A 25446-nucleotide genomic window follows, 5' to 3' on the forward strand; every position below is an offset into this window, starting at 1 on the left:
TCGCGTTTATCCTTATTTTTGTACTACGATATTTTCTTGTGAGGGATCAACATGCTGCATTTGCAGTTTTTCCGTTGCGATCCGTTCAACACGGCTATGGTCGCCGAGCGCGTTCTCCTCAAGGATCAGGTTGCGCCATTCAATATCCAGCGCATCTCGTTCCAGAACCAGTTGTTCGCGTTGCGCGGTCAGTAAGCGCGTATGGTGCGCTGTTGTTACGACGGTGACCGCCGTCAAAATAATGCAAATGAACAAGCAGAGTGGCAGCTTCCCAAACCGCAAAAGATCGTCACCGATCACGCCAGGCAAGGCATGGCGCTCGTTGCTTCCTATCGATCCTTTAACTTTGCTGAGGGCTTCTGTCACTCTGCTGATCATGCGTTCGTCCTCTCTGCAATACGCAGAACTGAACTACGGGCACGAGGATTTTCAGCTACCTCTTCTTCACCCGGCATCAACTTGCCTAGTGCTCTCAACTCACGGCCGCCCAACTTTTTGATCTGCGCTTCCGTCATCGGTATTCCAGCCGGAACCTGCGGACCGCGGCTTTGTTCACGCATAAAGCGCTTCACAATACGGTCTTCGAGCGAGTGGAAACTGATGATTGAAAGCCGACCACCTGGTGCCAGCACGCTGAGCGAGCTTTTTAGCGCCTGCTCTATCTCCTCCAGTTCACTGTTCACCCATATGCGCACCGCCTGGAAGGTACGGGTCGCGGGATGTTTAAATTTGTCTTTTACCGGCATTGCCGCCGCAATCACTTCCGCCAGCTCTTTAGTACGAGTCATCGGTTCAATGCGGTTACGCTCCACGATGGCGCGGGCAATGCGCTTGCCAAAGCGCTCCTCACCAAAGGTTTTAATCACCCAGGCAATATCAGCTTCATCGGCGGTTTGCAGCCACTCGGCGGCAGACTGACCACGTGTTGGGTCCATACGCATATCTAATGGACCGTCACGCATAAATGAAAAGCCGCGTTCAGCATCGTCAAGCTGCGGTGAAGACACGCCAAGATCAAGGAGGATTCCATCGATCTTGCCGGTAAGTCCGCGCTCGGCTACATATTCAGCCAGCGCAGAGAAAGGTCCATGAATGATGGAGAAACGGGGATCGTTAATGGTCTGGGCAACGGCAATAGCCTGCGGATCGCGATCGATTGCCAGCAAACGTCCCTCTTCGCCGAGCTGCGAGAGAATCAAACGTGAGTGACCACCGCGACCAAATGTCCCGTCAATGTAGATGCCGTCTGGACGAATATTCAGGCCGTTTACGGCTTCATCCAGCAACACCGTTGTATGTTTATAATTTTCCATCATCTTATAGAGACAAATCCTGCAATCGTTCCGACAGCGCGCCAGTAACAGACTGCTCAGCGTCGATATCTTCCCTGACCTGTTGATACCAGGTCGTTTCATCCCACAGCTCAAACTTATTGAACTGCCCAACCAGCATCACTTCTTTCGTCAACCCTGCATGTTGTCGCAGAATGGGAGCGATCAGTAATCGACCTGCGCTGTCCATCTGACATTCGCTGGCATGCCCTAACAGTAAGCGCTGTACGCGGCGCTCAACCGGATTCATGCTCGACAGGCGCGATAACTTCTGCTCGATAATTTCCCATTCAGGCAGGGGGTACAGCAGCAGGCACGGGTGATGGATGTCAATGGTACAAACCATTTGACCGGCAGCACTCTCGAGCAGTTGATCCCGATAACGGGTAGGCACAGATAAGCGCCCTTTACTGTCGAGATTAACTAACGTTGCTCCCCGGAACATGCCAGCCTCACCCCCGATTACCACTTTATCCCACAAATTCCCACTTAAAGGAGTTTACGGAGCGGAGGAAAACCTTGTCAAGCAAGTCACGGCGCTTAGCGGAGCAAAAAACCCAATGTTTACGGCTAATATCAGCGTTGAACAGATTTCGTACAGCAAACGAAGCAAATTAACGTCATGAATATTTGTAAGAAAAAGATCCAACAACTCATCACTGTTTAAAACAACTCAATATCATCTAAAGAAAATATAAAGTGTCAGTTTGCGACGCGAGCGGCATTTTAGGACAATATGCAGCGAGATAACAGTGCCAGTTAATCGGTCTGTACGCCCCGTACGACAGAGATATACGAGAATTATCTGCAATAAAGAAGCAAAGTGTTTGTTAATTCGGCAATTCCACACAAGCATGTAACAAAATAATACAACAGTAACGCGTCGTTACGTATCAATAACCCAAAAACAGACGGCAGTATTTTAAATCGAGGTAATTAAGAAATGAATTTCAGATAATTCTAAAGAATATTCTTAATTATAATGAGGTTATTTCTCATAATTGATATTTGATAGCGCCAGAAGGGTATCCTACCGGCGCATACTGCAGAGGAGACTTAGCTGCGGCTGAGAATACCGCGACGATATAGATTACGTTTAATGCGTGTGAGTCCTGGTTTTGGCTTACGCGGCTCATCCAGGCTGGCTAGCACGATTTCCAGTACGCGTTCGGCAACATCACGATGGCGTTGCGCGACTGCCAACACCGGACATTGTAGGAAATCGAGTAGTTCATGATCGCCAAAGGTAGCAATGGCTAAATCTGACGGTAATTGCCCATCGCGGCGTAGTGTCACGTCCATCACCCCCTGCAACAGGGCAAACGAAGTGGTAAACAGCGCCTGAGGCATAGGGTGCGTTTCCAGCCATTTATCAAACAACTGTGCGGCGGCCTCCCGCTCATAGCTGTTAGCGTACAGGAAATTCACTTCTCGCGGGTCATCCTTCCAGGCGGTACGAAAACCCTGCTCACGCAGGAAACTCACGGATAATTCAGGGAGAGCCCCCAGATAGAGCACGTTTTCAGCCGGAAATTTACGTAATTCCTCAGCCAGCATTTCTGCATCATCCTGATCAGCCCCCACAACACTGGTGAAATGCTCACGGTCCAGTGCACGGTCTAACGCCACGATAGGGAATGAGCTATTTGCCCAGCGCTGGTAGAACGGGTGCTCAGGTGGCAAAGACGTTGACACAATGATGGCATCAACCTGGCGTTGTAAAAGATGCTCAATACAGCGCATTTCGTTATCCGGCTGATCTTCAGAGCAGGCTATCAGCAGTTGATACCCACGCTGTCGTGCCTGGCGCTCCAGGTAGTTTGCAATCCGGGTATAACTTGTGTTCTCCAGGTCAGGGATCACCAACCCGATAGAACGTGTGCGTCCAGCACGCAGCCCGGCTGCCACAGCATTTGGGTGGTAATTATGCTCGCGCACCACTGCCATGACTTTTTCAACCGTCTTGTCGCTTACGCGATATTGCTTTGCTTTGCCGTTAATAACGTAGCTTGCAGTCGTTCGCGAAACGCCGGCCAGCCGAGCGATTTCATCCAGTTTCACAATTGCCCCTTGCGTAAAATGTACAAACCATAACCTTTGAGATGGCATGGGTTAAATTTATTAACATCTAAGCGCAGAATAATGACTGCGGCAACCGCTTTTGTCTCTGGTTACTGCTGATTTCGCAAAAAAAAGCCCAACCGCTACTGTCAGGCTTGCGAATTAAGAACATGGTCATGATTAGCGCATAATTTTATCGCCGCGAGAGAGACCCACAACACCTGAGCGAGCAACCTCGACGATCTTTGCGACTTCACGTAATGTCGCCAGGAACGCATCCAGTTTATCGCTGGTGCCAGCCAGTTGTACGGTGTAAATAGACGGCGTGACGTCAATGATTTGCCCACGGAAAATTTCCGTGTTGCGCTTCACCTCTTCCCTGCCGTATCCGCTGGCCTGAATTTTCACCAACATGATTTCTCGTTCAACATGGGCGCCCTGTCCCAGTTCACTCACACGCAGGACATCCACCAGTTTGTGCAGTTGCTTTTCAATTTGCTCGAGGACTTTTTCATCCCCTACAGTCTGGATCGTCATCCGCGATAAGGTCGGATCGTCCGTTGGCGCGACTGTCAGGCTTTCGATGTTGTAACCGCGCTGGGCGAAGAGACCTATCACACGCGACAATGCACCCGACTCGTTTTCCAGCAATACCGATAATATCCGGCGCATAATCAGGTCCTCTCCGTTTTGCTTAACCACATTTCATCCATACCGCCCCCACGAATCTGCATTGGATAAACATGCTCACTGCCATCAACGGTAACATCGACAAACACCAAACGATGGTTGCGCACATGCTCCAACGCTTCAACCAGTTTGCTCTCCAGTTCGTTTGGATGGTTTATCTGGATACCAATATGCCCATAGGCTTCAGCAAGGCGGACGAAATCAGGCAGCGACTGCATATAAGACTGCGAGTGCCTTCCGGAGTAGATCATGTCCTGCCACTGTTTGACCATACCGAGGTAGCGGTTGTTAAGATTGAGTACCAACACTGGCAGTTCATACTGCAGCGCTGTCGACAACTCCTGGATATTCATCTGAATGCTGCCATCGCCGGTCACACACACTACCGTTTCATCAGGTAGCGCCATCTTGACACCTAACGCTGCGGGTAAACCAAATCCCATCGTGCCAAGACCACCGGAGTTAATCCAACGGCGTGGTTTATCAAACGGGTAGTAAAGTGCGGCAAACATCTGATGCTGCCCAACGTCCGAGGTCACATACGCATCCCCTTTCGTTAACTGCCAGATAGTTTCAATCACAGCCTGCGGCTTAATACTTTCACTTTGGGTGTCATATTTCAGGCACTGACGGGCGCGCCATTGCTCAATCTGTTGCCACCAGTCACGGTTATCATCCAGTGGTTGCTGCGACTTCTCCTGCGCCAGCAGCTCCAGCATCTGATCGAGCACCAACCGGGCATCACCAACAATAGGAATATCCGCCGTCACTGTTTTCGAAATTGAAGTAGGGTCGATGTCGATATGCAACACGGTCGCATGCGGGCAATATTTTGCCAGGTTATTGGTCGTGCGATCGTCAAAACGAACACCGATGGCAAAAATGACATCAGAATGATGCATGGTCATATTTGCTTCATAAGTGCCGTGCATTCCCAACATGCCCAACGCCTGACGATGCGTTGCCGGAAACACGCCTAACCCCATCAACGAAGACACAACCGGCAGGTTAAGTGCTTCTGCAATCTGCCCCAGTTGCTCGTGACAGGCCGCATTAACTGCACCGCCACCAACATACACTACCGGTTTTTTGGCTGCTATCAGCGTTTGCAGTGCGCGTTTTATCTGCCCTTTATGCCCGGTGGTTGTAGGATTATACGAACGCATACTTACCGATTCCGGCCAGCTATAAGGCAGTTTCTTCGCAGGATTCAGAATATCCTTCGGTAAATCCACCACCACTGGACCTGGACGGCCGCTTGCCGCCAGCCAGAAGGCTTTTTTCAATACCTGCGGGATGTCCTCTGTTTGCTTTACGAGGAAGCTGTGCTTCACCACCGGGCGGGATATGCCGACCATATCGCACTCCTGAAAGGCATCATAGCCAATCAGAGAGGTTGCAACCTGCCCGGAGAGGATCACGAGTGGTATGGAGTCCATATAAGCCGTTGCAATTCCGGTAATCGCATTGGTAGCTCCTGGTCCCGAAGTGACCAGTACGACGCCCACTTCTCCCGTGGCTCGCGCCAGGCCATCGGCCATATGTACTGCAGCTTGTTCATGGCGGACCAGCACATGATCAATTCCACCGACCGTATGTAGTGCATCATAGATATCGAGGACTGCCCCCCCGGGATAACCGAATACCTGCTTCACACCCTGGTCGATGAGCGATCGGACGACCATCTCGGCTCCAGACAACATCTCCATGGCTTGCCTCCACTCTTATAATGAATAACGGTTTAACAACACATTAACCGCTGACGATGACGCATGGCAATTCGCACCGACGTGGTGGCATTACAGCGAATAAGAATAAAACGGAGGAAAGAGTCGAATAAACGGAGAATTAAACCAGTAGAATTAAGTGGAATGATAAATAATCGCTTAAAAATGGGAACTTACAGCGATTACTCTATTTTTTTACATTTCAGAACAAATGTAAAAAGAGGAATTCAGCATAAAATTTCAAATAAAAAGAAAAAAGCAGAATAAACCAGATATGACATCGAATTTATTCTGCTATACCCAATGGATTTCGAGTCGCATTGAGGCGGCAAGCCCGTGACACGTTCGTCTGAAACGAATATAAACAGCCAAAGACTGCATCTGGGGAGGGACAGAGATGCCTCCTCATTCCCCCAGCAGCATAGATAACAATGTGGCTGGGGAGACAAAGCTGCTTGAAAAACAAAGGATATAAATGCTACTTCTTGCAGACGGAAACTAACAATTCTTCCATCCATTTATGTCCTTTATCCCGACCTGCTGCTTCATGCCAGGAAAGATAACATGTGCGACTGTTCAATTTTAATGGTAAAGGCAATACCTGCAGGTCTAAAGACTCTGAGAACTCTTCTGCTAACCAGCGCGGTGCAATGGAGACCAATTGGGTTTGAGAAACAATATTCAATACACTTATTAATGCCATTCCCTGATAAGCAACGCAGGATTGTTTATCCGGTGTGTCGTACCATGGTTGGCTAAATGAAGCATAGCGGTCAAGAGAAACCACAGCATGTTGCTCATTATAGACATCACTTTCCAATAATGGACCACTTATGCGTGGATGTTTTTTGCTCGCTACCAGCACCATTTCGTCATTGAACAACGGTATGCTTGTGAATTCAACCCGGCGGAATTCTTCATAACTAATAACAAACTCTGTTTCCTGATAGCGCAATTGGTGTTCTGTATTTTGATTAAGTGAAGATTTAAATACGACATTAATATTAGGCGCTACATCCTCAACTCGATTATAAATCAAGGATGTCAGAATATTATCCAATGGGCTACATACGCAGAGGTTGAAAACACGCTCGCTGATGGCAGGTTCAAACCCCGATCCTGGCAATTCATTCTGCACCAATTGTAACGCCTGACGAACTGAACCAAATAGCTGGAAAGCCCTTGCTGTCGGCTGAATCCCTCGCCCATAACGAACAAAGAGCTCATCATTAAACATGACCTTCAGACGCGCAACTGCATTACTGACCGCAGGTTGTGACATCCCCAGAGAATGTGCAGCACGTGTAATGTTCTGTTCTTGCATAACCGCATCAAAGACGGTTAATAAATTAAGATCAACCATGCGAAGCTGCGGTTTCCCAATATCTATAAGATTGGATTTATCTATTATTTTTACTTCTGGCATAATTAACTCCACTGTCACTCTAAACTCCCTTTTCCCCAGACGGAGTGAATAATCTCCGATAATATGATTTACCATACATATAGAATGAGAAAAAGAGAAAACATTAAAATTAGGAAAACATAAAGGCACTAACCTAAATGAACATAAAAACAATGCGAGCGCAGTGTGGCAGATGTCACTGCACGATGATTCATATGTTTTAATTTCATAAACAATATAACCATAAGCATGACGAATGTACAATCATACACACAGTGAATACGTAATTAAGATTTAATTAAATATTTATATTTTTAATACATTAATGATTAACATTAATTTATCAATTATTTGTTACCACCTTTACCACACCCATTCAGAGTTACTATAAAAATAGATAAATCATAAAGATAAAAAATTCTTTACCGACACACCTCTTCATCTGTTCCATTACAACAATTGAAAATAATTATGCTTAAACATTTCAAATAATGAAAAGTATGTACGCCGCATACTGATTTATTTTATACAAACATAAAAATTCAGCACAATTCGCTCAAACATGGAGAGGTATTTCTCTCTGAACGGAGGGATTTGCAGTGAGCAGGGTTGACATCAGACTTCATATCCAGTACCACTAAAAGCATATCGCATTCGCCTGGAGCCTGATTGATGACTTACATTGCTCGTTTTAACGGTCTACTACTACTAAACGCATCTTCGTTGCGCGGTAGACTGGTGAACGACATTCAGCATTAAGTCAGCTCCAGTTAAGACAAAAAACCCGCGCCGTTGCGCGGGTTTTTTTATGCTCGAAGCAAGGCGCCCTAAACACCAAGGACCTAAACCATGAGCCAGCAAGTCATTATTTTCGATACCACCTTACGCGATGGTGAACAGGCGTTACAGGCAAGCCTGAGTGTAAAAGAAAAACTGCAGATTGCTCTGGCTCTCGAGCGTATGGGCGTTGACGTGATGGAAGTGGGTTTCCCTGTTTCGTCGCCGGGTGACTTTGAATCAGTACAAACCATCGCCCGTCAGGTTAAAAACAGCCGCGTTTGTGCATTAGCCCGCTGTGTAGAAAAAGATATTGACGTCGCGGCTGAATCCCTGAAAGTGGCAGAGGCTTTCCGTATTCATACGTTTATTGCCACCTCACCGATGCATATTGCGACCAAGCTGCGCAGTACGCTGGATGAAGTTATTGAGCGGGCTATCTATATGGTTAAACGCGCTCGTAATTACACGGATGACGTTGAATTCTCGTGCGAAGACGCTGGCCGAACCCCTATCGCTGATCTGGCTCGCGTGGTGGAAGCGGCTATTAATGCGGGAGCCAGAACCATCAATATCCCCGATACCGTCGGTTACACCATGCCTTTCGAATTTGGGGCAATTATTTCCGGTCTGTATGAACACGTACCGAATATCGACAAAGCGATCATATCTGTACACACCCATGACGATTTAGGTCTGGGTGTCGGTAATGCGCTGGCGGCAGTGCATGCGGGGGCTCGTCAGGTAGAAGGGGCAATGAACGGTATCGGTGAACGTGCTGGTAACTGCTCGCTGGAAGAAGTCATCATGGCGATCAAAGTCCGCAAAGATATCCTGAATGTGCAGACCCGCATCAATCACCAGGAGATCTGGCGTACCAGTCAGATGGTCAGCCAAATCTGTAATATGCCGATTCCGGCAAACAAAGCGATTGTTGGCAGTGGCGCTTTTGCCCACTCCTCAGGCATTCATCAGGACGGCGTGCTGAAAAACCGTGAAAACTACGAAATCATGACCCCGGAATCCATCGGTTTGAATCAGGTGCAGTTGAACCTGACTTCCCGTTCCGGACGTGCCGCCGTAAAACACCGTATGGATGAGATGGGTTACAAAGAGAGTGAATACAGTCTGGATAATCTGTACGACGCATTCCTGAAACTGGCGGATAAAAAAGGTCAGGTATTCGATTACGACCTGGAAGCCCTGGCCTTCATTAACAAACAGCAGGAAGAACCAGAACATTTCCGTCTGGATTATTTCAGCGTGCAGTCAGGTTCTAATGATATCGCTACCGCCTCCGTCAAGCTGGTCTGTGGCGAAGAAGTCAAAGCCGAAGCAGCCAACGGCAACGGGCCGGTCGATGCCATTTATCAAGCCATCAACCGTATTACCGATTACAACGTTGAACTGGTGAAATACAGCCTGACCGCGAAAGGCCACGGTAAAGATGCGCTGGGTCAGGTAGATATTGTCGCTAACTATAACGGGCGCCGCTTCCATGGCGTCGGTCTGGCAACAGATATCGTCGAATCTTCCGCAAAAGCGATGGTACATGTGCTGAACAATATCTGGCGCGCCGAAGAAGTCGAAAAAGAATTGCAACGCAAAGCTCAGAACAACGAGAACAATAAGGAAACCGTGTGATGTCGAAGAATTATCATATTGCTGTTTTACCGGGTGACGGTATTGGCCCGGAAGTGATGGCGCAAGCCCTGAAGGTACTGGAAGCAATTCGGACGCGTTTTAATATGCGCATTACCACCAGCCATTATGACGTAGGCGGAGCCGCCATCGATAACCACGGTCAGCCGCTGCCACCCGCTACGGTTGAAGGTTGTGAGCAAGCCGATGCCATTCTGTTTGGCTCCGTTGGTGGCCCGAAATGGGAAAACCTGCCGCCAAACCAGCAGCCTGAACGCGGTGCTTTACTGCCATTACGTAAACACTTCAAATTATTCAGCAATCTGCGTCCCGCTAAGCTGTATCAGGGACTGGAAGCATTTTGCCCACTGCGCGCCGACATCGCCGCCAACGGTTTCGATATCCTGTGCGTACGCGAACTGACCGGAGGCATCTACTTCGGTCAGCCAAAAGGTCGTGAAGGCAGCGGCCAACATGAGAAAGCCTTTGATACCGAGGTGTATCACCGTTTTGAGATTGAACGCATTGCGCGTATCGCCTTTGAGTCTGCACGCCAGCGCCGTCGTAAAGTGACGTCGATTGATAAAGCTAACGTGCTGCAAACCTCTATTTTGTGGCGCGAAATCGTCAATGAAATCGCTAATGAATACCCGGACGTTGAACTGGCTCATATGTACATCGATAACGCCACGATGCAGTTAATCAAAGACCCATCCCAGTTCGACGTGCTGTTGTGCTCAAACCTGTTTGGCGACATTCTGTCTGATGAGTGCGCCATGATCACCGGCTCAATGGGCATGCTGCCCTCTGCCAGCCTCAATGAGCTGGGCTTTGGCCTGTACGAACCCGCTGGCGGCTCCGCTCCGGATATTGCCGGGAAAAATATCGCTAACCCAATTGCCCAGATCCTGTCTCTGGCGCTGCTGTTGCGCTACAGCCTCGATGCCAATGATGCAGCCACCGCAATTGAGAGCGCCATCAACCGCGCATTAGAAGAAGGCATTCGTACGGGCGACTTAGCCCGTGGCGCAGCCGCAGTCAGTACCGATGAAATGGGCGATATCATCGCTCGTTACATCGCAGAAGGGGTGTAATCATGGCCAGAACGTTATACGAAAAATTGTTTGATGCGCACGTGGTGTATGAGGCGCAAAACGAAACTCCGCTGTTATATATCGACAGACATCTGGTGCATGAAGTGACCTCTCCACAGGCATTTGACGGTCTGCGTGCGCACAATCGTCCGGTTCGCCAACCAGGAAAAACCTTCGCGACCATGGATCATAATGTCTCAACGCAAACCAAAGACATTAACGCTTCCGGCGAAATGGCGCGTATTCAGATGCAGGAACTGATCAAAAACTGCAATGAATTCGGCGTCGAGTTGTACGACCTGAATCATCCGTATCAGGGCATCGTCCACGTCATGGGGCCGGAGCAAGGCGTGACTCTGCCGGGCATGACCATCGTCTGTGGTGACTCCCACACTGCCACTCATGGTGCGTTTGGCGCGCTGGCGTTTGGTATCGGGACTTCCGAAGTCGAACACGTGCTGGCTACGCAAACCCTGAAACAGGGCCGGGCAAAAACCATGAAGATTGAGGTTAACGGCACTGCTGCTCCGGGTATCACGGCTAAAGATATCGTGCTGGCGATCATTGGTAAAACCGGCAGCGCAGGCGGTACCGGCCATGTGGTTGAGTTTTGTGGCGATGCCATCCGTGCGCTGAGCATGGAAGGCCGTATGACTCTGTGCAATATGGCGATTGAGATGGGTGCCAAAGCGGGTCTGGTCGCGCCGGATGAAACCACGTTTAACTATGTGCAGGGTCGTTTGCATGCGCCGAAAGGCCAGGACTTTGCCAACGCGGTTGAGTACTGGAAAACGTTGAAAACCGACGACGGTGCGACCTTTGATACTATCGTAACTCTGCAGGCCGAAGAGATTGCACCACAGGTAACCTGGGGAACGAATCCAGGCCAGGTGATTTCCGTGAACGATAATATTCCCGACCCAGCATCGTTTACCGACCCAGTTGAGCGCGCTTCGGCAGAAAAAGCGCTGGCTTATATGGGGTTGAAGCCGGGGATCCCGCTGACCGATGTGGCGATCGACAAGGTGTTTATCGGATCCTGCACTAACTCACGTATAGAAGATTTACGTGCCGCTGCGGAAATCGCTAAAGGGCGTAAAGTCGCGCCAGGGGTGCAGGCGCTGGTGGTACCAGGTTCCGGCCCGGTAAAAGCACAGGCAGAAGCGGAAGGGCTGGATAAAATATTCATTGAAGCCGGTTTTGAATGGCGCTTGCCGGGTTGCTCAATGTGTCTGGCAATGAATAATGACCGCCTGAATCCCGGAGAACGTTGCGCTTCCACCAGCAACCGTAATTTTGAAGGTCGTCAGGGCCGCGGTGGACGTACGCACTTAGTCAGCCCGGCAATGGCCGCCGCTGCCGCCGTTACCGGCCATTTTGCCGATATTCGCAGCATCAAATAAGGAAACCACCATGGCAGAGAAATTTACCCAGCATACCGGCCTGGTTGTCCCACTGGATGCCGCCAACGTCGATACTGATGCAATTATTCCTAAACAGTTTCTGCAGAAGGTAACGCGTACCGGTTTCGGCGCACACCTGTTTAATGACTGGCGTTTCCTGGATGAAAAGGGCCAACAACCCAACCCAGAGTTCGTCCTGAACTTCCCGGAATATAAAGGTGCCTCAATTCTGCTGGCGCGGGAAAACTTTGGCTGCGGCTCATCGCGTGAACACGCGCCGTGGGCGTTGACTGATTACGGCTTCAAAGTGGTGATTGCACCAAGCTTCGCTGACATCTTTTACGGCAACAGCTTCAACAATCAGCTTCTGCCAGTGAAGTTAAGCGATGTAGAAGTTGATGAGCTGTTCAAACTGGTGCAGGCGCATCCGGGGATCCGCTTTGAAGTGGACCTTGAAGCGCAGGTAGTGAAAGCGGGCGATAAGTCATACAGCTTCAAAATTGATGATTTCCGCCGCCACTGCATGCTCAATGGCCTGGACAGCATCGGCCTGACGTTGCAGCATGAAGACGCCATCTCCGCTTACGAAAATAAGCAACCGGCGTTTATGCGCTGATACTCAACATGCCGGATAGCGACACAAAAGTGTCTTATCCGGCACGCTGATTACACATCTTTTACCCGTCCGGTCATCACCAGCGTAATCAGAGAAATCCCCGCAATCACCCAGTAGACGGCAAAATGCCCGTAGCTTTGCGCCACCGCCCCCTGAATAACCCCCGCCAGAATCACGCCCGTTGAAATACTGTTGGTAAACAACGTCGTCGCCGAACCAGCACGCCCAGGCATCAGATCCTGAAACCACAGCATACCGATCCCCGCAACGATACCGATAAATACCGCATTAAACAGCTGCAGGATAAGTAACGCCGTGTGGCTATGAAAGAAAATAAGGCCGAGATAAAACAACACGCCAGCCGCTACGGCAGTCATCATCATCCGCCGTTTACCGAAGCGCTTCACGTAATAGCCCGCCAGAATCATCGCCGGAATTTCCAGTCCCGCCGCAGTCCCCATCAGGATCCCGGCAAGCTTGTCAGGCAGACCAAGCTCAAGGCTGATCCACAGCGGCATATCGATGATGTACATGGTGTTACAGGTCCACATCAGCGTAGAGGCGATAAACAACATGCGCACATTTTTATCCTGCCAGCCGCCAGCCTGTTCAAGCGTGACATCAACAGGCTGTGCTACCCGAGCCACGGATGGCAGTATCAGCGCGATCAGCACCAGGCTAATCGCGAAAATGCCTGCGGCAATAGAGAACATCGCCGTGAAACCGTAATTCAACGCCAGCATAAAGGCCAGCGGCGGCCCAATCACCCACGCCAGCGAAAGCTGGGCACGCATAACCGAACTAAACATCACCACTTCGCGTGCCGAGTTATCAGCATACTCTCGTGCCAGCGCAAACAGCTGTGGCATAGCCGTATTCGCCAGTGAGGCCAGCAGTACTCCGCAGGTTATCAGCGTTAAATAATGGCGATTAAAGGCAAACAACAGTGCGTTACCAATAGCCATCAGGCAGCAGAACATAATCAGTTTACGCCGATCGCCCTGGCTATCTGATCGTTTTGCCAGACCAAGACTAACCGCAATCCCGGCAATCGCATTGACGGTGTAAAACAGACCGACCCAAAATGGCTGCGCCCCAACCTCACGACTCAGAAACAGGCTCAGCGTGGGTGCCTGTAATGCACCCGCTACGCCCATCATGAATGCAACCAGCATAAATGCGGCATAAACGCCGTTAAGGCGCCGTCCCATCGTCATAATCCAGAGCATTACCTTTCCTTTTGCGCAGCGGAAACGAAAAAAAGCCAGCAGGTAATATCTGCTGGCGGGTGAATCGAGGCGGTAGCCTGCACCAATACTCAGTCACACATGATGTCTGCAATTCGGCATTCAGAGGTCAGTTTGTCAGCTCCCACTGCATCAGTTCTTCGAGCATCTTTAAGCGCTGCGGTGCGCTCAGGCAAGCCAACCAGGACAAGCGTTCTGTCGCGGTAAAGTATTTCAACCAGAACTGACGCATAGATGACCCCTTTGTCGTCTCATCGCTTCATCGGAATCTATTATTGACTTAATATAGGGATAATAAAATTGCTGAGTTTTCCGCAGGAGTTCCCCTTTTATGTCTTCTGGTCGTTTGCAACAACAGTTCATCCGTCTGTGGCAATGCTGTGACGGCAAAACGCAAGATACTACGCTGAACGAACTGGCGGAGCTTCTTAGCTGTTCCCGACGCCACATGCGTACCCTGCTTAACACCATGCAGGAACGCGGCTGGCTAACATGGGAAGCAGAAGTCGGACGCGGCAAACGATCGCGCCTGACGTTTCTCTATACCGGGCTTGCGCTCCAGCAGCAGCGTGCAGAAGACCTGCTGGAGCAGGATCGTATTGATCAACTGGTGCAACTGGTCGGGGATAAAACAGCCGTACGGCAAATGCTGGTTTCCCATTTGGGTCGCAGCTTTCGTCAGGGCCGACACATCATGCGTGTCCTCTACTATCGCCCTATGCACAACTTGCTCCCCGGTACAGCGTTACGCCGTTCTGAAACCCACATTGCCCGGCAAATCTTCAGCGCCTTAATTCGGGTAAATGAGGAAAATGGGGAACTGGAAGCCGATATAGCACATCACTGGCAACAAATTTCCCCGCTGCACTGGCGCTTCTTCCTGCGCCCTGGGGTCCATTTTCATCATGGTCGCGAGCTGGAAATGGAAGATGTGATTTCCTCACTCACGCGTATTAACAATCTGCCGCTGTACTCACACATCACGCAAATTGTTTCCCCCACGGCCTGGACGCTGGATATCCACCTTTCGCAAGCGGATCGCTGGCTTCCCTGGTTATTGGGACAAGTGCCCGCAATGATCCTGCCGCGTGAATGGGAAACGCTCAATAATTTCTCCAGCCACCCCATTGGTACCGGCCCCTATGCGGTAATGCGCAACACGCATAGCCAGCTAAAAATTCACGCATTTGATGATTACTTTGGCTACCGGGCGTTGATCGATGAAGTTAACGTTTGGGTCCTACCGGACATCGGTGAAGAACCTGGCGGCGGTCTGATGCTGAAAGGCCCAACCGAAGATGAAAAAGCGATCGAAAGCCGCCTGGAAGAAGGCTGCTACTACATGCTGTTTGATTCACGTTCCCATCGAGGGGCAAATCAGGACGTTCGCGAATGGGTAAGCCGCATTCTCTCACCGACGAATTTAATTTTTCAGGCTGATGAACAGTATCAACGACACTGGTTCCCCGCCTACGGATTACTCCCCCGCTGGCATCACGCGAGACCAGGACTCGGTGAAAAACCGGCAGGGCTGGAAACGCTGACGCTTACTTACTACCGCGATCATATCGAGCATCGGGTTATCGCGCAGATCATGAAAACATTACTGGCGGAACATCAGGTACAGCTGAATATTGAGGAGATCGACTACGATCAATGGCATGCAGGCGAGACCGTCAGCGATATCTGGCTCAACAGTGCCAACTTTACCTTGCCACTGGACTTCTCACTGTTCGCCCATTTATGCGAAGTCCCGCTGCTGCAAAACTGTATTTCTCTGGACTGGGAAAGCGACGCCGCCCGCTGGCGAACCGGCGAAATGAGTCTGGCAGCGTGGTGCCAGCAACTGCTTGCCAGTAAAGCTATTGTGCCGCTGATCCATCACTGGCTGATCATTCAGGGACAGCGGAGTATGCGCGGGTTACGTATGAATACCCTCGGCTGGTTTGATTTTAAATCTGCATGGTTCGCACCACCGGATCCTTAAGGCTTTTGATTTATTCACGTAATCATTACAATGTGCCGTTCTCAACGGGGTGCTGCGCCGAGTGCGCGGGCTGAGAAAATACCCGTCGAACCTGATCCGGATAACGCCGGCGAAGGGATTTGAGGCTACAGCTCAAGTCCTTTGCCACTCTTTTAATGAGGTGCAAAGTGTTAAAAAAATGTCTTCCCCTGCTGCTACTGTGCGCAGCGCCTGCCTTCGCCAAACCTGTTTTGACTGTCTATACCTACGACTCGTTCGCCGCTGACTGGGGCCCCGGTCCAACCATCAAAAAAGCCTTTGAAGCTGACTGCAACTGCGAGCTAAAACTGGTGGCGCTGGAAGATGGTGTATCACTGCTGAACCGCCTGCGTATGGAAGGAAAAAACAGTAAAGCCGACGTAGTACTTGGTCTGGACAACAACCTGCTTGAAGCCGCAATGCAAACCAAACTGTTTGCCAAAAGCGACGTGGCGAACGATACCGTCGCAGTCCCTGGCGGCTGGAAAAACGACACGTTTGTACCGTTTGATTACGGCTATTTCGCCTTCGTTTATGACAAAAACAAGCTGAAAAACCCGCCGAAAAGCCTGAAGGAACTGGTCGAGAGCGACCAAAAATGGCGTGTAATCTACCAGGATCCACGCACCAGCACGCCGGGTCTGGGACTGCTGCTGTGGATGCAAAAAGTCTATGGCGATAAAACGCCAGAAGCCTGGCAGAAACTGGCAGCAAAAACCGTCACCGTCACCAAAGGCTGGAGTGAAGCCTACGGCCTGTTTCTGAAAGGTGAAAGTGATCTGGTACTAAGCTATACAACTTCTCCTGCGTATCACATCATCGAAGAGAAGAAAGACAACTACGCCGCCGCGAATTTTAGCGAAGGTCACTATCTGCAGGTTGAAGTTGCTGCCCGCACCGCTGCCAGCAAGCAGCCGGAACTTGCAGAAAAATTCCTTAAATTTATGGTCTCTCCGGCATTCCAGAACGCCATTCCGACGGGCAACTGGATGTATCCGGTTACCCAGGTCGCCCTGCCGCCAGGATTTGAGCAACTGGAAAAACCATCTACCGCACTGGAATTTACTCCGCAGCAGGTAGCAACCCAACGTCAGGCATGGATTAGCGAATGGCAACGCGCCGTCAGCCGTTAATACCCGGCTGGCTGATACCAGGGCTTTCAGCCGCCACGCTGATGGTGGCTGTCGCTCTGGCAGCATTTCTGGCGCTGTGGTTTAACGCGCCACAAGGGGACTGGTTCTCGCTGTTGCAGGACAGCTACCTGTGGCATGTGGTGCGCTTTTCCTTCTGGCAGGCGTTTTTATCCGCAGCGCTGTCCGTCATCCCGGCGATTTTCCTCGCCAGAGCACTCTATCGCCGCCGTTTTCCCGGACGTCTGGCGTTGCTGCGCCTGTGCGCGATGACGCTGATCCTGCCTGTGCTGGTCGCCGTCTTTGGTATCCTCAGCGTATATGGTCGCCAGGGCTGGCTGGCCTCAATCTGGCAAACATTCGGACTGGAATGGACGTTTTCCCCGTACGGCCTGCAGGGCATTCTGCTGGCCCACGTCTTTTTCAATCTCCCAATGGCCAGCCGCTTACTGCTGCAATCACTGGAGAATATTCCCGGTGAACAGCGTCAGCTCGCAGCGCAGTTAGGTATGCGCGGCTGGCATTTCTTCCGCTTTGTTGAATGGCCATGGCTGCGTCGTCAGATCCTCCCCGTCGCTGCACTCATCTTTATGCTGTGTTTCGCCAGCTTCGCTACCGTCTTGTCGCTCGGTGGTGGGCCACAAGCAACCACCATTGAGCTGGCTATCTATCAGGCGCTGAGCTTTGATTACGATCCTGCCCGAGCCGCCATGCTGGCGCTGATCCAGATGATTTGTTGTTTAGCCCTTGTGCTGCTTAGCCAACGTCTGAGCCGGGCGATCGCCCCCGGTACCACGCTGGTCCAGGGGTGGCGCGATCCCGACGATCGCCTGCACAGCCGCCTAGCTGACGCAATCCTGATTATTCTGGCCCTGCTGCTGTTGCTGCCGCCGCTGCTGGCGGTGATGGTCGATGGTTTAAATCGCCATGTACTGGATGTGCTTATGCAGCCAGTACTGTGGCAAGCGCTGTGGACCTCACTGCGCATCGCGCTGGCAGCAGGCATGTTGTGCGTTATTCTCACCATGATGCTGCTATGGAGCAGCCGCGAACTGCGTGCCCGACAGCAGGTACTGGCAGGCCAGACGCTGGAACTTAGCGGCATGATGATACTCGCCATGCCGGGCATTGTGCTGGCTACCGGCTTCTTCCTGTTGCTTAACGACACTATCGGGCTACCGGACTCTGCGGATGGCATTGTCATTTTCACCAATGCGCTGATGGCGATCCCTTACGCGTTAAAAGTGCTGGAAAATCCAATGCGTGATGTAACCACACGCTACAGTAGGTTGTGTCAGTCTTTGGGTATTGAAGGGTGGTCACGGCTGAAAGTGGTTGAACTGCGCGCCCTGAAACGTCCGCTGGCGCAGGCAATGGCCTTTGCCTGCGTGCTCTCTATTGGCGATTTTGGCGTGGTGGCGTTGTTTGGTAATGATGATTTCCGCACATTGCCATTTTACCTGTATCAGCAAATTGGTTCTTATCGCAGCCAGGATGGTGCGGTAACGGCATTATTGTTGCTTATCCTGTGCTTTACGCTGTTTACCGTTATTGAGAAATTACCGGGTCGAAATGTTAAAACTGATTGATATCACATGGCTGTACCACCATTTGCCGATGCGCTTTACGTTGTCAGTTGCGCGGGGTGAGCAGGTCGCGGTACTTGGGCCAAGCGGTGCCGGGAAAAGTACCCTATTGAATCTGATCGCCGGATTTCTGACACCGGCCAGCGGTACCATGTTGATTGAAGGTGAAGATCACACCGCCACGCCGCCCTCTCGTCGTCCTGTTTCCATGCTGTTTCAAGAAAACAACCTGTTCAGTCACCTGAGCGTACAGCAAAACATTGGCCTGGGCCTTAATCCGGGATTAAAACTGAACGCGTTTCAGCAGGAGAAAATGCACCATATCGCCAAACAAATGGGGATCGAAAACCTGCTGGAGAGACTTCCCGGCGAGCTTTCCGGCGGACAGAGGCAACGCGTCGCTCTGGCACGCTGTCTGGTTCGCGAACAGCCCGTGTTACTGCTCGACGAACCGTTTTCCGCGCTCGACCCCGCTCTGCGTCAGGAGATGCTAACGCTGGTAGCCGATGTTTGTCGTGAGAAGCAATTGACTCTGCTGATGGTGTCACACAGCGTAGAAGACGCCGCGCGTATTGCGCCGCGTTCAATTGTGGTCGCCGACGGACGTATAGCGTGGCAAGGCAAAACGGATGAGTTATTAAGCGGTCATGCCAGTGCCTCAGCATTGCTCGGAATTGAGCGTCAGTAGCCAACCACTTTGCGCAGAATATCAATATAAACAGGCATCAATGGATGGCGCACCAGGGCAACCAGCGCAACAACGCCGATACCGAGAATAAGTGGTGCCAGCCAGAGCAGACGGCCTCGTGGCAAATACGGCGTTAAACGATCAACCGCGGCTTTGCCACTGCGCCACAGTCGCCAGCACAGCCAGCCTCCAACCCACAGCAGCAGCGCCGTCGCCAGCAACAACCATTTGAAATCCCCGCTCTGTATCTCAGAAGGAATATCAATCGCCGCGCCAGCCAGAATACCCGGCAAAAAATAGAAAGGGGGCCACAGTATGCAACCAATGATATTGGGCACGATAAATTTTGTGACCGGCAGATCCAGCATACCCGCCACCATCGGCACCAGCGGGCGCGTCGGCCCTACAAAACGGCCTACCAGAATGGTGAACATGCTGTGCTGATGGAGCGCATGTTCAGTTTTATCCAGTAATGCCTTGTTCTTTTTCATAAAAGACCAGCGATGAAGCGGCTTTTTAAAGCGCCATCCCAGCCAGAAAGAGATCCAGTCACCCAACAAACAACCAACGATGCCCGCAAGCCAGGCGTGCCAGAAGTTCAGTTCACCACTGCCAATCAGTGCGCCCAGCCCCGCCATCATTACGGTACCGGGTAAAATCAGGCCCACCAACGCCAGTGACTCCAGAAAAGCCACCAGTAGTACGGCTATCAAAGAGTACACGGCGGACTGGAGGATAAAGTGTTCCAGCAATGCTTGCATAATGTGTCCGTCAGATTTACGAAGCAGGGATTCTGATAACCCTTCCCAACTTCGTCAAGCCATCATTTGTCTGAATAGTTTGCGAGATATGACAACTTTCAGGACACATCATTCACTTTTTATTCACACCCTGCACGAAATTCGCTTGGGCTGGCACCGGTACATTTCTTGAAAACACGCGAGAAATAGAGCTGATCGTCAAATCCAACATTACGCCCGACCGTAGCGATAGGCATGCGCGTGGTGCTCAACAGGAGTTTAGCCTGGCTAATACGCTGATCCTCACGCCAGCTCAATACGCTAATACCCAACTGCTGGCGGAACAGGTGCGATAAACGCGATGGCGACAGGCAGACATGTTGTGCGACGCTGGCAATATCAAAATTGCTGTCTGCAAGGTGATCGCTGATGTACTGGCAGGCATCACGTACGCGGTTATCCATCGGCGGGTGCAGCGATTCATTAATTGCTTCCATACGTCTGAGCAGCAGTTGCTCCAGCAGATTAATCGCCAGCAGTTCCGAGTATCGCCCTTCCCCCTGTCCGGCACTGATGATCTGACCAAACAGTTCGTTAAAATGCGGCTGATGCGCTTCGTCCGGACGAAAAAAACCAGTCTGAGCAAAAATCGTCGGCCAGGTCAGCCACTCCTGCCAGTATGCGCGTGGTCGAAAATAGACCCACTGGTGATACCATTCGCTGGCATCGGGGTGGCGTCCGTAGTGGTGAATTTCACCCGGTGGGAACAATAAAATATCACCTGGCCGGCAGACAAACTGCTTGCCCTGATTATTGATAACCCCTTCCCCACGGATGGTAAGGTTCAGGATATAGCCCTTCATGCCTAACGGCCTGTCGATAAAAAAATCCAGGTATCCGTTTGCTTCAATGGGGGTTAATCCCGCCACCAGATGTGCGTTAAACGAATAACCCGGCAGCAAGGGATCGTTTTGCGTTTCAGCCATAATTTCAATACTCCCGATGCTCTGATAAGAAACAAATCGTCCATATTGCGCAAGACATCGTCACCCTCGCTTTAGTGGATCGCCGAATTTTCAGAAATTGACCATAAACCCCGCTTGTGAAAAGCATCTTGTAAAAAAGCCGTACCACATCGACGACAAAAACGGCTAACAAAAGTGTCTATAACTACGGCAGAAATGTCCACATTGATTATTTGCACAGCGTCACACTTTGTGATGTCACAGCATTTTAATCCATAAGATTAGCGGATCCTGCCTGACGGTTTTTATCCCTACTATCTACTGTTTATCCATACCTGTTTTTTTGGATGGAGCAAGACGATGGCAATTGCAATTGGCCTCGATTTTGGTAGTGATTCAGTACGAGCTCTGGCGGTGGACTGTGACAGCGGCAAGGAAATCGCCACCAGCGTAGAGTGGTATCCACGCTGGCAGGAAGGGCTGTATTGCGATGGCCCAAATAACCAGTTTCGCCATCATCCGCGTGACTATATTGAATCAATGGAAGCGGCGCTCAAAACTGTGCTGGCCGAACTGAGCGCTGAGCAGCGCGAGGAAGTGGTCGGGATTGGCGTTGACAGTACGGGGTCAACCCCGGCTCCCGTTGATGCCGATGGCAACGTCCTCGCACTGCACCCGGCGTTCGCTGACAACCCGAACGCCATGTTCGTGTTGTGGAAAGATCACACTTCAGTAGAAGAAGCAGAAGAAATTACCCGCCTGTGCCACACGCCAGGCAAAGCCGATTATTCCCGCTATATCGGCGGTGTTTACTCCAGCGAATGGTTCTGGGCAAAAATCCTGCACGTTACCCGTCAGGACAACGCTGTTGCACAGGCCGCAGCCTCCTGGGTTGAACTGTGTGACTGGGTTCCGGCCCTGCTCTCAAATACTGTGCGTCCACAGGATATTCGTCGTGGACGCTGTAGCGCCGGACACAAGTCTCTGTGGCATGAAAGTTGGGGGGGGTTACCTCCGGCAAGTTTCTTTGATGAGCTCGACCCGCTTATCAACCGCCATCTGCAATACCCGATGTTTACTGACACCTTCACCGCTGACCTGCCTGTTGGCACGCTGTGTGCCGAATGGGCGCAACGCCTCGGTTTGCCAGAAAGCGTGGTGATTTCAGGCGGCGCATTTGACTGCCATATGGGAGCAGTCGGCGCAGGAGCGCAACCCAATACGCTGGTAAAAGTTATTGGCACTTCTACCTGCGACATTCTGATAGCCGACAAGCAAAGCGTGGGTGAGCGCGCGGTGAAGGGAATTTGCGGTCAGGTTGATGGCAGCGTCGTACCCCATTTTATTGGTCTGGAGGCTGGTCAATCCGCCTTCGGCGATATCTATGCCTGGTTTAGCCGCGTATTGAGCTGGCCACTGGATCAGCTTGTAGCGCAGCACCCTGAACTGAAAGCTCAAATTAAAGCCAGCCAAAAACAGTTGCTGCCCACGCTGACCGAAGCATGGGCGAATAATCCTTCGCTGGATCATCTGCCGGTGGTACTCGACTGGTTCAACGGTCGTCGTACACCAAATGCCAACCAGCGCCTGAAAGGGGTCATTACCGATCTTAACCTTGCGACCGATGCTCCAGCACTGTTTGGTGGCCTGATTGCCGCAACGGCATTTGGCGCACGTGCCATCATGGAATGCTTTACCGAACAAAGTATTGCAGTCAACAACGTGATGGCCCTCGGCGGCATCGCGCGTAAAAACCCGATCATCATGCAAGCCTGCTGCGACGTACTTAATCGCCCGTTGCAGATTGTCGCTTCAGATCAATGCTGTGCGCTCGGCGCAGCCATCTTTGCCGCCGTCGCCGCAAAAGTTCACGCCGATATCCCGACCGCTCAGCAAAAAATGGCAAGTGCCGTGGAAAACACGCTGCAACCCCGCACTGAACAGGCTCAACGTTTTGAACAGCTTTATCGCCGCTACCAGCAGTGGGCTGTAAGCGCTGAACAACAATATCTTCCGACTGCCGCTCCGGCGCAAACAGCCCCGGTCAACCAGGCAACCCTGACACATTAAGGACACGACAATGACGATTTTTAATAACTATGAAGTGTGGTTTGTGATTGGTAGCCAGCATCTGTATGGGCCAGAAACTCTGCGTCAGGTAACCCAACATGCCGAGCACGTCGTAAACGCGCTGAATACCGAAGCAAAACTGCCCTGCAAACTGGTTTTAAAACCGTTGGGAACTTCACCTGACGAGATCACCGCAATTTGTCGTGATGCCAGCTATGACGATCGTTGCGCTGGGATGGTGGTCTGGCTGCATACCTTCTCTCCGGCCAAAATGTGGATCAACGGCCTGACGATCCTTAACAAGCCGCTGCTGCAGTTTCACACCCAGTTCAACGCTGCCCTACCGTGGGATAGCATTGATATGGACTTTATGAATCTGAACCAGACTGCGCACGGTGGTCGTGAGTTCGGCTTTATCGGCGCGCGAATGCGTCAACAGCATGCCGTCGTCACCGGTCACTGGCAGGACAAGCAAGCGCACGAGCGTATCGGTTCATGGATGCGCCAGGCTGTATCCAAACAGGATACCCGCCATCTGAAAGTGTGCCGCTTTGGCGACAACATGCGTGAAGTGGCTGTCACCGACGGTGACAAAGTTGCCGCCCAGATTAAATTTGGTTTCTCCGTTAACACCTGGGCTGTTGGCGATCTGGTTCAGGTGGTAAACGCTATTAGCGACGGCGACATTAATGCGCTGATCGACGAGTACGAAAGCAGCTACACCATGGCACCAGCAACGCAGATCCACGGAGAAAAGCGTCAGAATGTGCTGGAAGCAGCTCGTATTGAACTGGGGATGAAGCGCTTTCTGGAACAGGGTGGGTTCCACGCCTTTACCACCACATTTGAAGATTTGCACGGCCTGAAGCAACTCCCGGGTCTGGCCGTACAACGTCTGATGCAGCAAGGCTACGGCTTTGCGGGCGAAGGCGACTGGAAAACAGCCGCTCTGCTTCGCATCATGAAGGTGATGTCAACCGGTCTGCAGGGCGGCACCTCATTTATGGAGGATTACACCTACCACTTTGAGAAGGGTAACGATCTGGTGCTCGGCTCGCACATGCTGGAAGTCTGTCCGTCTATCGCGGTGGAAGAGAAACCGATCCTCGACGTACAGCATCTTGGCATCGGTGGTAAAGACGCTCCTGCCCGCTTGATCTTCAACACCAAAACCGGCCCGGCAGTGGTTGCCAGCCTGATCGATCTCGGCGATCGCTTTCGTCTGCTGGTTAACTGCATTGATACGGTACAAACCCCGCACGACCTGCCGAAACTACCAGTGGCTAACGCATTATGGAAAGCCCAGCCGGATCTCCCCACCGCATCAGAGGCCTGGATCCTTGCTGGTGGCGCGCACCATACCGTCTTCAGTCACGCGCTGGATCTGAACGACATGCGTCAGTTTGCTGAAATGCACGATATCGAGATCACCGTGATCGACAACGATACACGCCTGCCGGCCTTCAAGGACGCGCTGCGCTGGAATGAGGTGTATTACGGTTTGAAACGTTAAGGGTGATAAACATGTTAGATGATCTCAAACGTCAGGTACTGGAAGCGAACCTGGCGCTACCGAAGCACAACCTGGTTACCCTGACCTGGGGAAACGTTAGTGCCGTGGACCGCGAGCGCGGCGTATTTGTAATAAAACCTTCCGGTGTCGATTACAGTGTTATGACCGCTGATGATATGGTCGTCATCAGTATTGCAACGGGTGAAGTGGTAGAAGGAGAGAAAAAACCGTCTTCCGATACCCCAACCCACCGTTTGCTGTATCAGGCGTTTCCGATCATTGGCGGCATTGTCCACACCCATTCGCGTCACGCGACCATCTGGGCACAGGCAGGTCAGTCGATTCCGGCAACAGGCACAACACATGCGGACTACTTCTACGGGGCTATTCCCTGCACGCGTCAAATGACCGACGCCGAAATCAACGGGGAATATGAGTGGGAAACCGGTAATGTGATCGTTGAAACCTTCGAGAAGCAAGGCATTGACGCAGCGCAAATGCCGGGGGTGCTGGTGCACTCTCACGGCCCGTTTGCCTGGGGTAAAAATGCCGAAGACGCCGTACACAACGCGATTGTTCTGGAGGAAGTCGCCTATATGGGGATCTTCTGCCGCCAGCTCGCGCCACAACTGCCGAATATGCAGCAAACCCTGCTGGACAAACACTATCTGCGTAAACACGGTGCCAAGGCCTATTACGGACAGTAGCGAATTACTCAAGCAGTGCAGCGCGCTCTGGCGGCATACAACTGTATAAA

General features: G+C 51.4%; 24 protein-coding genes and 1 riboswitch. Of the genes, 13 read left to right on the plus strand and 11 right to left on the minus strand.

All coding sequences use genetic code 11. The features are described from left to right. Window positions 1-12: 12 nt before the first annotated feature. From ftsL to ilvI, 6 genes are all read right to left on the minus strand, one after another. Entirely contained in the window at window positions 13-378 is a 366-nt protein-coding gene (gene ftsL / locus OGY01_RS18535) for a cell division protein FtsL (protein ID WP_000625651.1), read from the minus strand. Further along, window positions 375-1316, minus strand: a complete 942-nt coding sequence (gene rsmH, locus OGY01_RS18540) for a 16S rRNA (cytosine(1402)-N(4))-methyltransferase RsmH (protein ID WP_045439790.1) — start codon at window positions 1314-1316, stop codon at window positions 375-377. The genes ftsL and rsmH overlap by 4 nt, the downstream gene beginning before the upstream one ends. A gap of 1 nt (window position 1317) precedes the next feature. Continuing rightward, window positions 1318-1776, minus strand: a complete 459-nt coding sequence (gene mraZ, locus OGY01_RS18545; RefSeq protein ID WP_045439788.1) for a division/cell wall cluster transcriptional repressor MraZ — start codon at window positions 1774-1776, stop codon at window positions 1318-1320. 611 nt (window positions 1777-2387) lie between these two features. Then, entirely contained in the window at window positions 2388-3392 is a 1005-nt protein-coding gene (gene cra / locus OGY01_RS18550) for a catabolite repressor/activator (protein ID WP_045439785.1), read from the minus strand. A gap of 180 nt (window positions 3393-3572) precedes the next feature. Next, a complete protein-coding gene (ilvN, locus tag OGY01_RS18555) occupies window positions 3573-4064 on the minus strand; it encodes an acetolactate synthase small subunit (RefSeq protein WP_003829566.1) in 492 nt (163 codons plus the stop codon). A 2-nt stretch (window positions 4065-4066) separates the two neighbouring features. After that, a complete protein-coding gene (ilvI, locus tag OGY01_RS18560; protein WP_071828890.1) occupies window positions 4067-5791 on the minus strand; it encodes an acetolactate synthase 3 large subunit in 1725 nt (574 codons plus the stop codon). Window positions 5792-5854: 63 nt separating this feature from the next. Between ilvI and OGY01_RS18565 the strand changes: the two genes are divergently transcribed. Next, window positions 5855-6076 (plus strand): hypothetical protein, encoded by a 222-nt coding sequence (locus OGY01_RS18565; RefSeq protein ID WP_144243044.1) that lies wholly within the window; start codon window positions 5855-5857, stop codon window positions 6074-6076. 211 nt (window positions 6077-6287) lie between these two features. On the opposite strand, the gene leuO is transcribed toward OGY01_RS18565, so the two are convergent. Further along, window positions 6288-7235 (minus strand): transcriptional regulator LeuO, encoded by a 948-nt coding sequence (gene leuO, locus OGY01_RS18570; RefSeq protein WP_048222061.1) that lies wholly within the window; start codon window positions 7233-7235, stop codon window positions 6288-6290. Window positions 7236-7886: 651 nt separating this feature from the next. Here leuO and leuL point away from each other — a divergent pair. The 5 genes from leuL (at window position 7887) to leuD (ending at window position 12745) form a co-directional block, all read left to right on the plus strand. Continuing rightward, entirely contained in the window at window positions 7887-7973 is an 87-nt protein-coding gene (leuL, locus tag OGY01_RS18575; RefSeq protein ID WP_049002746.1) for a leu operon leader peptide, read from the plus strand. A gap of 90 nt (window positions 7974-8063) precedes the next feature. Further along, window positions 8064-9635, plus strand: coding sequence for a 2-isopropylmalate synthase (gene leuA, locus OGY01_RS18580; RefSeq protein WP_286493501.1), 1572 nt, complete (start codon window positions 8064-8066; stop codon window positions 9633-9635). Then, window positions 9635-10726: a 3-isopropylmalate dehydrogenase gene (gene leuB, locus OGY01_RS18585; RefSeq protein ID WP_286493503.1), complete on the plus strand. Its 1092-nt coding sequence runs from the start codon at window positions 9635-9637 to the stop codon at window positions 10724-10726. Before leuA ends, leuB begins: the two co-directional genes overlap by 1 nt. 2 nt (window positions 10727-10728) lie before the next feature. Next, window positions 10729-12129, plus strand: a complete 1401-nt coding sequence (gene leuC, locus OGY01_RS18590) for a 3-isopropylmalate dehydratase large subunit (protein ID WP_045439758.1) — start codon at window positions 10729-10731, stop codon at window positions 12127-12129. A gap of 10 nt (window positions 12130-12139) precedes the next feature. After that, complete coding sequence (gene leuD, locus OGY01_RS18595) at window positions 12140-12745, plus strand: 3-isopropylmalate dehydratase small subunit (protein ID WP_045439755.1); 606 nt, start codon at window positions 12140-12142, stop codon at window positions 12743-12745. A 50-nt stretch (window positions 12746-12795) separates the two neighbouring features. Here the strand turns inward: leuD and OGY01_RS18600 are convergent, their stop codons facing one another. Both OGY01_RS18600 and sgrT read right to left on the minus strand, forming a co-directional pair. Continuing rightward, the gene (locus OGY01_RS18600) at window positions 12796-13974 is read right to left on the minus strand and encodes a sugar efflux transporter (RefSeq protein WP_045439752.1); all 1179 of its coding nucleotides are present in this window, start codon (window positions 13972-13974) and stop codon (window positions 12796-12798) included. Window positions 13975-14101: 127 nt separating this feature from the next. Continuing rightward, the gene (gene sgrT / locus OGY01_RS18605; RefSeq protein WP_045439749.1) at window positions 14102-14224 is read right to left on the minus strand and encodes a glucose uptake inhibitor SgrT; all 123 of its coding nucleotides are present in this window, start codon (window positions 14222-14224) and stop codon (window positions 14102-14104) included. A gap of 99 nt (window positions 14225-14323) precedes the next feature. Here sgrT and sgrR point away from each other — a divergent pair, with 99 nt between their 5' ends. The 4 genes from sgrR (at window position 14324) to thiQ (ending at window position 19401) form a co-directional block, all read left to right on the plus strand. After that, window positions 14324-15979 (plus strand): HTH-type transcriptional regulator SgrR, encoded by a 1656-nt coding sequence (gene sgrR / locus OGY01_RS18610; RefSeq protein WP_045439740.1) that lies wholly within the window; start codon window positions 14324-14326, stop codon window positions 15977-15979. Between the two features lie 35 nt (window positions 15980-16014). Beyond that, window positions 16015-16115, plus strand: a riboswitch (TPP riboswitch). A 31-nt stretch (window positions 16116-16146) separates the two neighbouring features. Then, window positions 16147-17130, plus strand: a complete 984-nt coding sequence (gene thiB / locus OGY01_RS18615) for a thiamine ABC transporter substrate binding subunit (RefSeq protein ID WP_045439737.1) — start codon at window positions 16147-16149, stop codon at window positions 17128-17130. Next, window positions 17106-18716, plus strand: coding sequence for a thiamine/thiamine pyrophosphate ABC transporter permease ThiP (gene thiP, locus OGY01_RS18620; protein WP_045439734.1), 1611 nt, complete (start codon window positions 17106-17108; stop codon window positions 18714-18716). Before thiB ends, thiP begins: the two co-directional genes overlap by 25 nt. Beyond that, a complete protein-coding gene (gene thiQ / locus OGY01_RS18625) occupies window positions 18700-19401 on the plus strand; it encodes a thiamine ABC transporter ATP-binding protein ThiQ (protein ID WP_048222068.1) in 702 nt (233 codons plus the stop codon). The genes thiP and thiQ overlap by 17 nt, the downstream gene beginning before the upstream one ends. Here the strand turns inward: thiQ and OGY01_RS18630 are convergent. After that, the gene (locus tag OGY01_RS18630; protein ID WP_045439729.1) at window positions 19395-20162 is read right to left on the minus strand and encodes a DedA family protein; all 768 of its coding nucleotides are present in this window, start codon (window positions 20160-20162) and stop codon (window positions 19395-19397) included. The genes thiQ and OGY01_RS18630 overlap by 7 nt on opposite strands. Before the next feature lie 119 nt (window positions 20163-20281). Further along, a complete protein-coding gene (araC, locus tag OGY01_RS18635) occupies window positions 20282-21127 on the minus strand; it encodes an arabinose operon transcriptional regulator AraC (protein ID WP_045439726.1) in 846 nt (281 codons plus the stop codon). Window positions 21128-21466: 339 nt separating this feature from the next. On the opposite strand from araC, the gene araB reads away from it, so the two are divergent. Genes araB through araD form a run of 3 tightly spaced genes read left to right on the plus strand, consistent with a single transcriptional unit; the run spans window position 21467 to window position 25396 of the window. Then, a complete protein-coding gene (gene araB / locus OGY01_RS18640; protein WP_286493504.1) occupies window positions 21467-23176 on the plus strand; it encodes a ribulokinase in 1710 nt (569 codons plus the stop codon). A 10-nt stretch (window positions 23177-23186) separates the two neighbouring features. Next, window positions 23187-24689, plus strand: a complete 1503-nt coding sequence (gene araA, locus OGY01_RS18645; protein WP_286493505.1) for an L-arabinose isomerase — start codon at window positions 23187-23189, stop codon at window positions 24687-24689. A gap of 11 nt (window positions 24690-24700) precedes the next feature. After that, entirely contained in the window at window positions 24701-25396 is a 696-nt protein-coding gene (araD, locus tag OGY01_RS18650; RefSeq protein ID WP_286493506.1) for an L-ribulose-5-phosphate 4-epimerase, read from the plus strand. Window positions 25397-25446: the final 50 nt, after the last annotated feature.

The sequence above is a fragment of the Citrobacter sp. Cm038 genome (assembly GCF_030333105.1).
GTDB classification, from domain to species: domain Bacteria; phylum Pseudomonadota; class Gammaproteobacteria; order Enterobacterales; family Enterobacteriaceae; genus Citrobacter; species Citrobacter murliniae.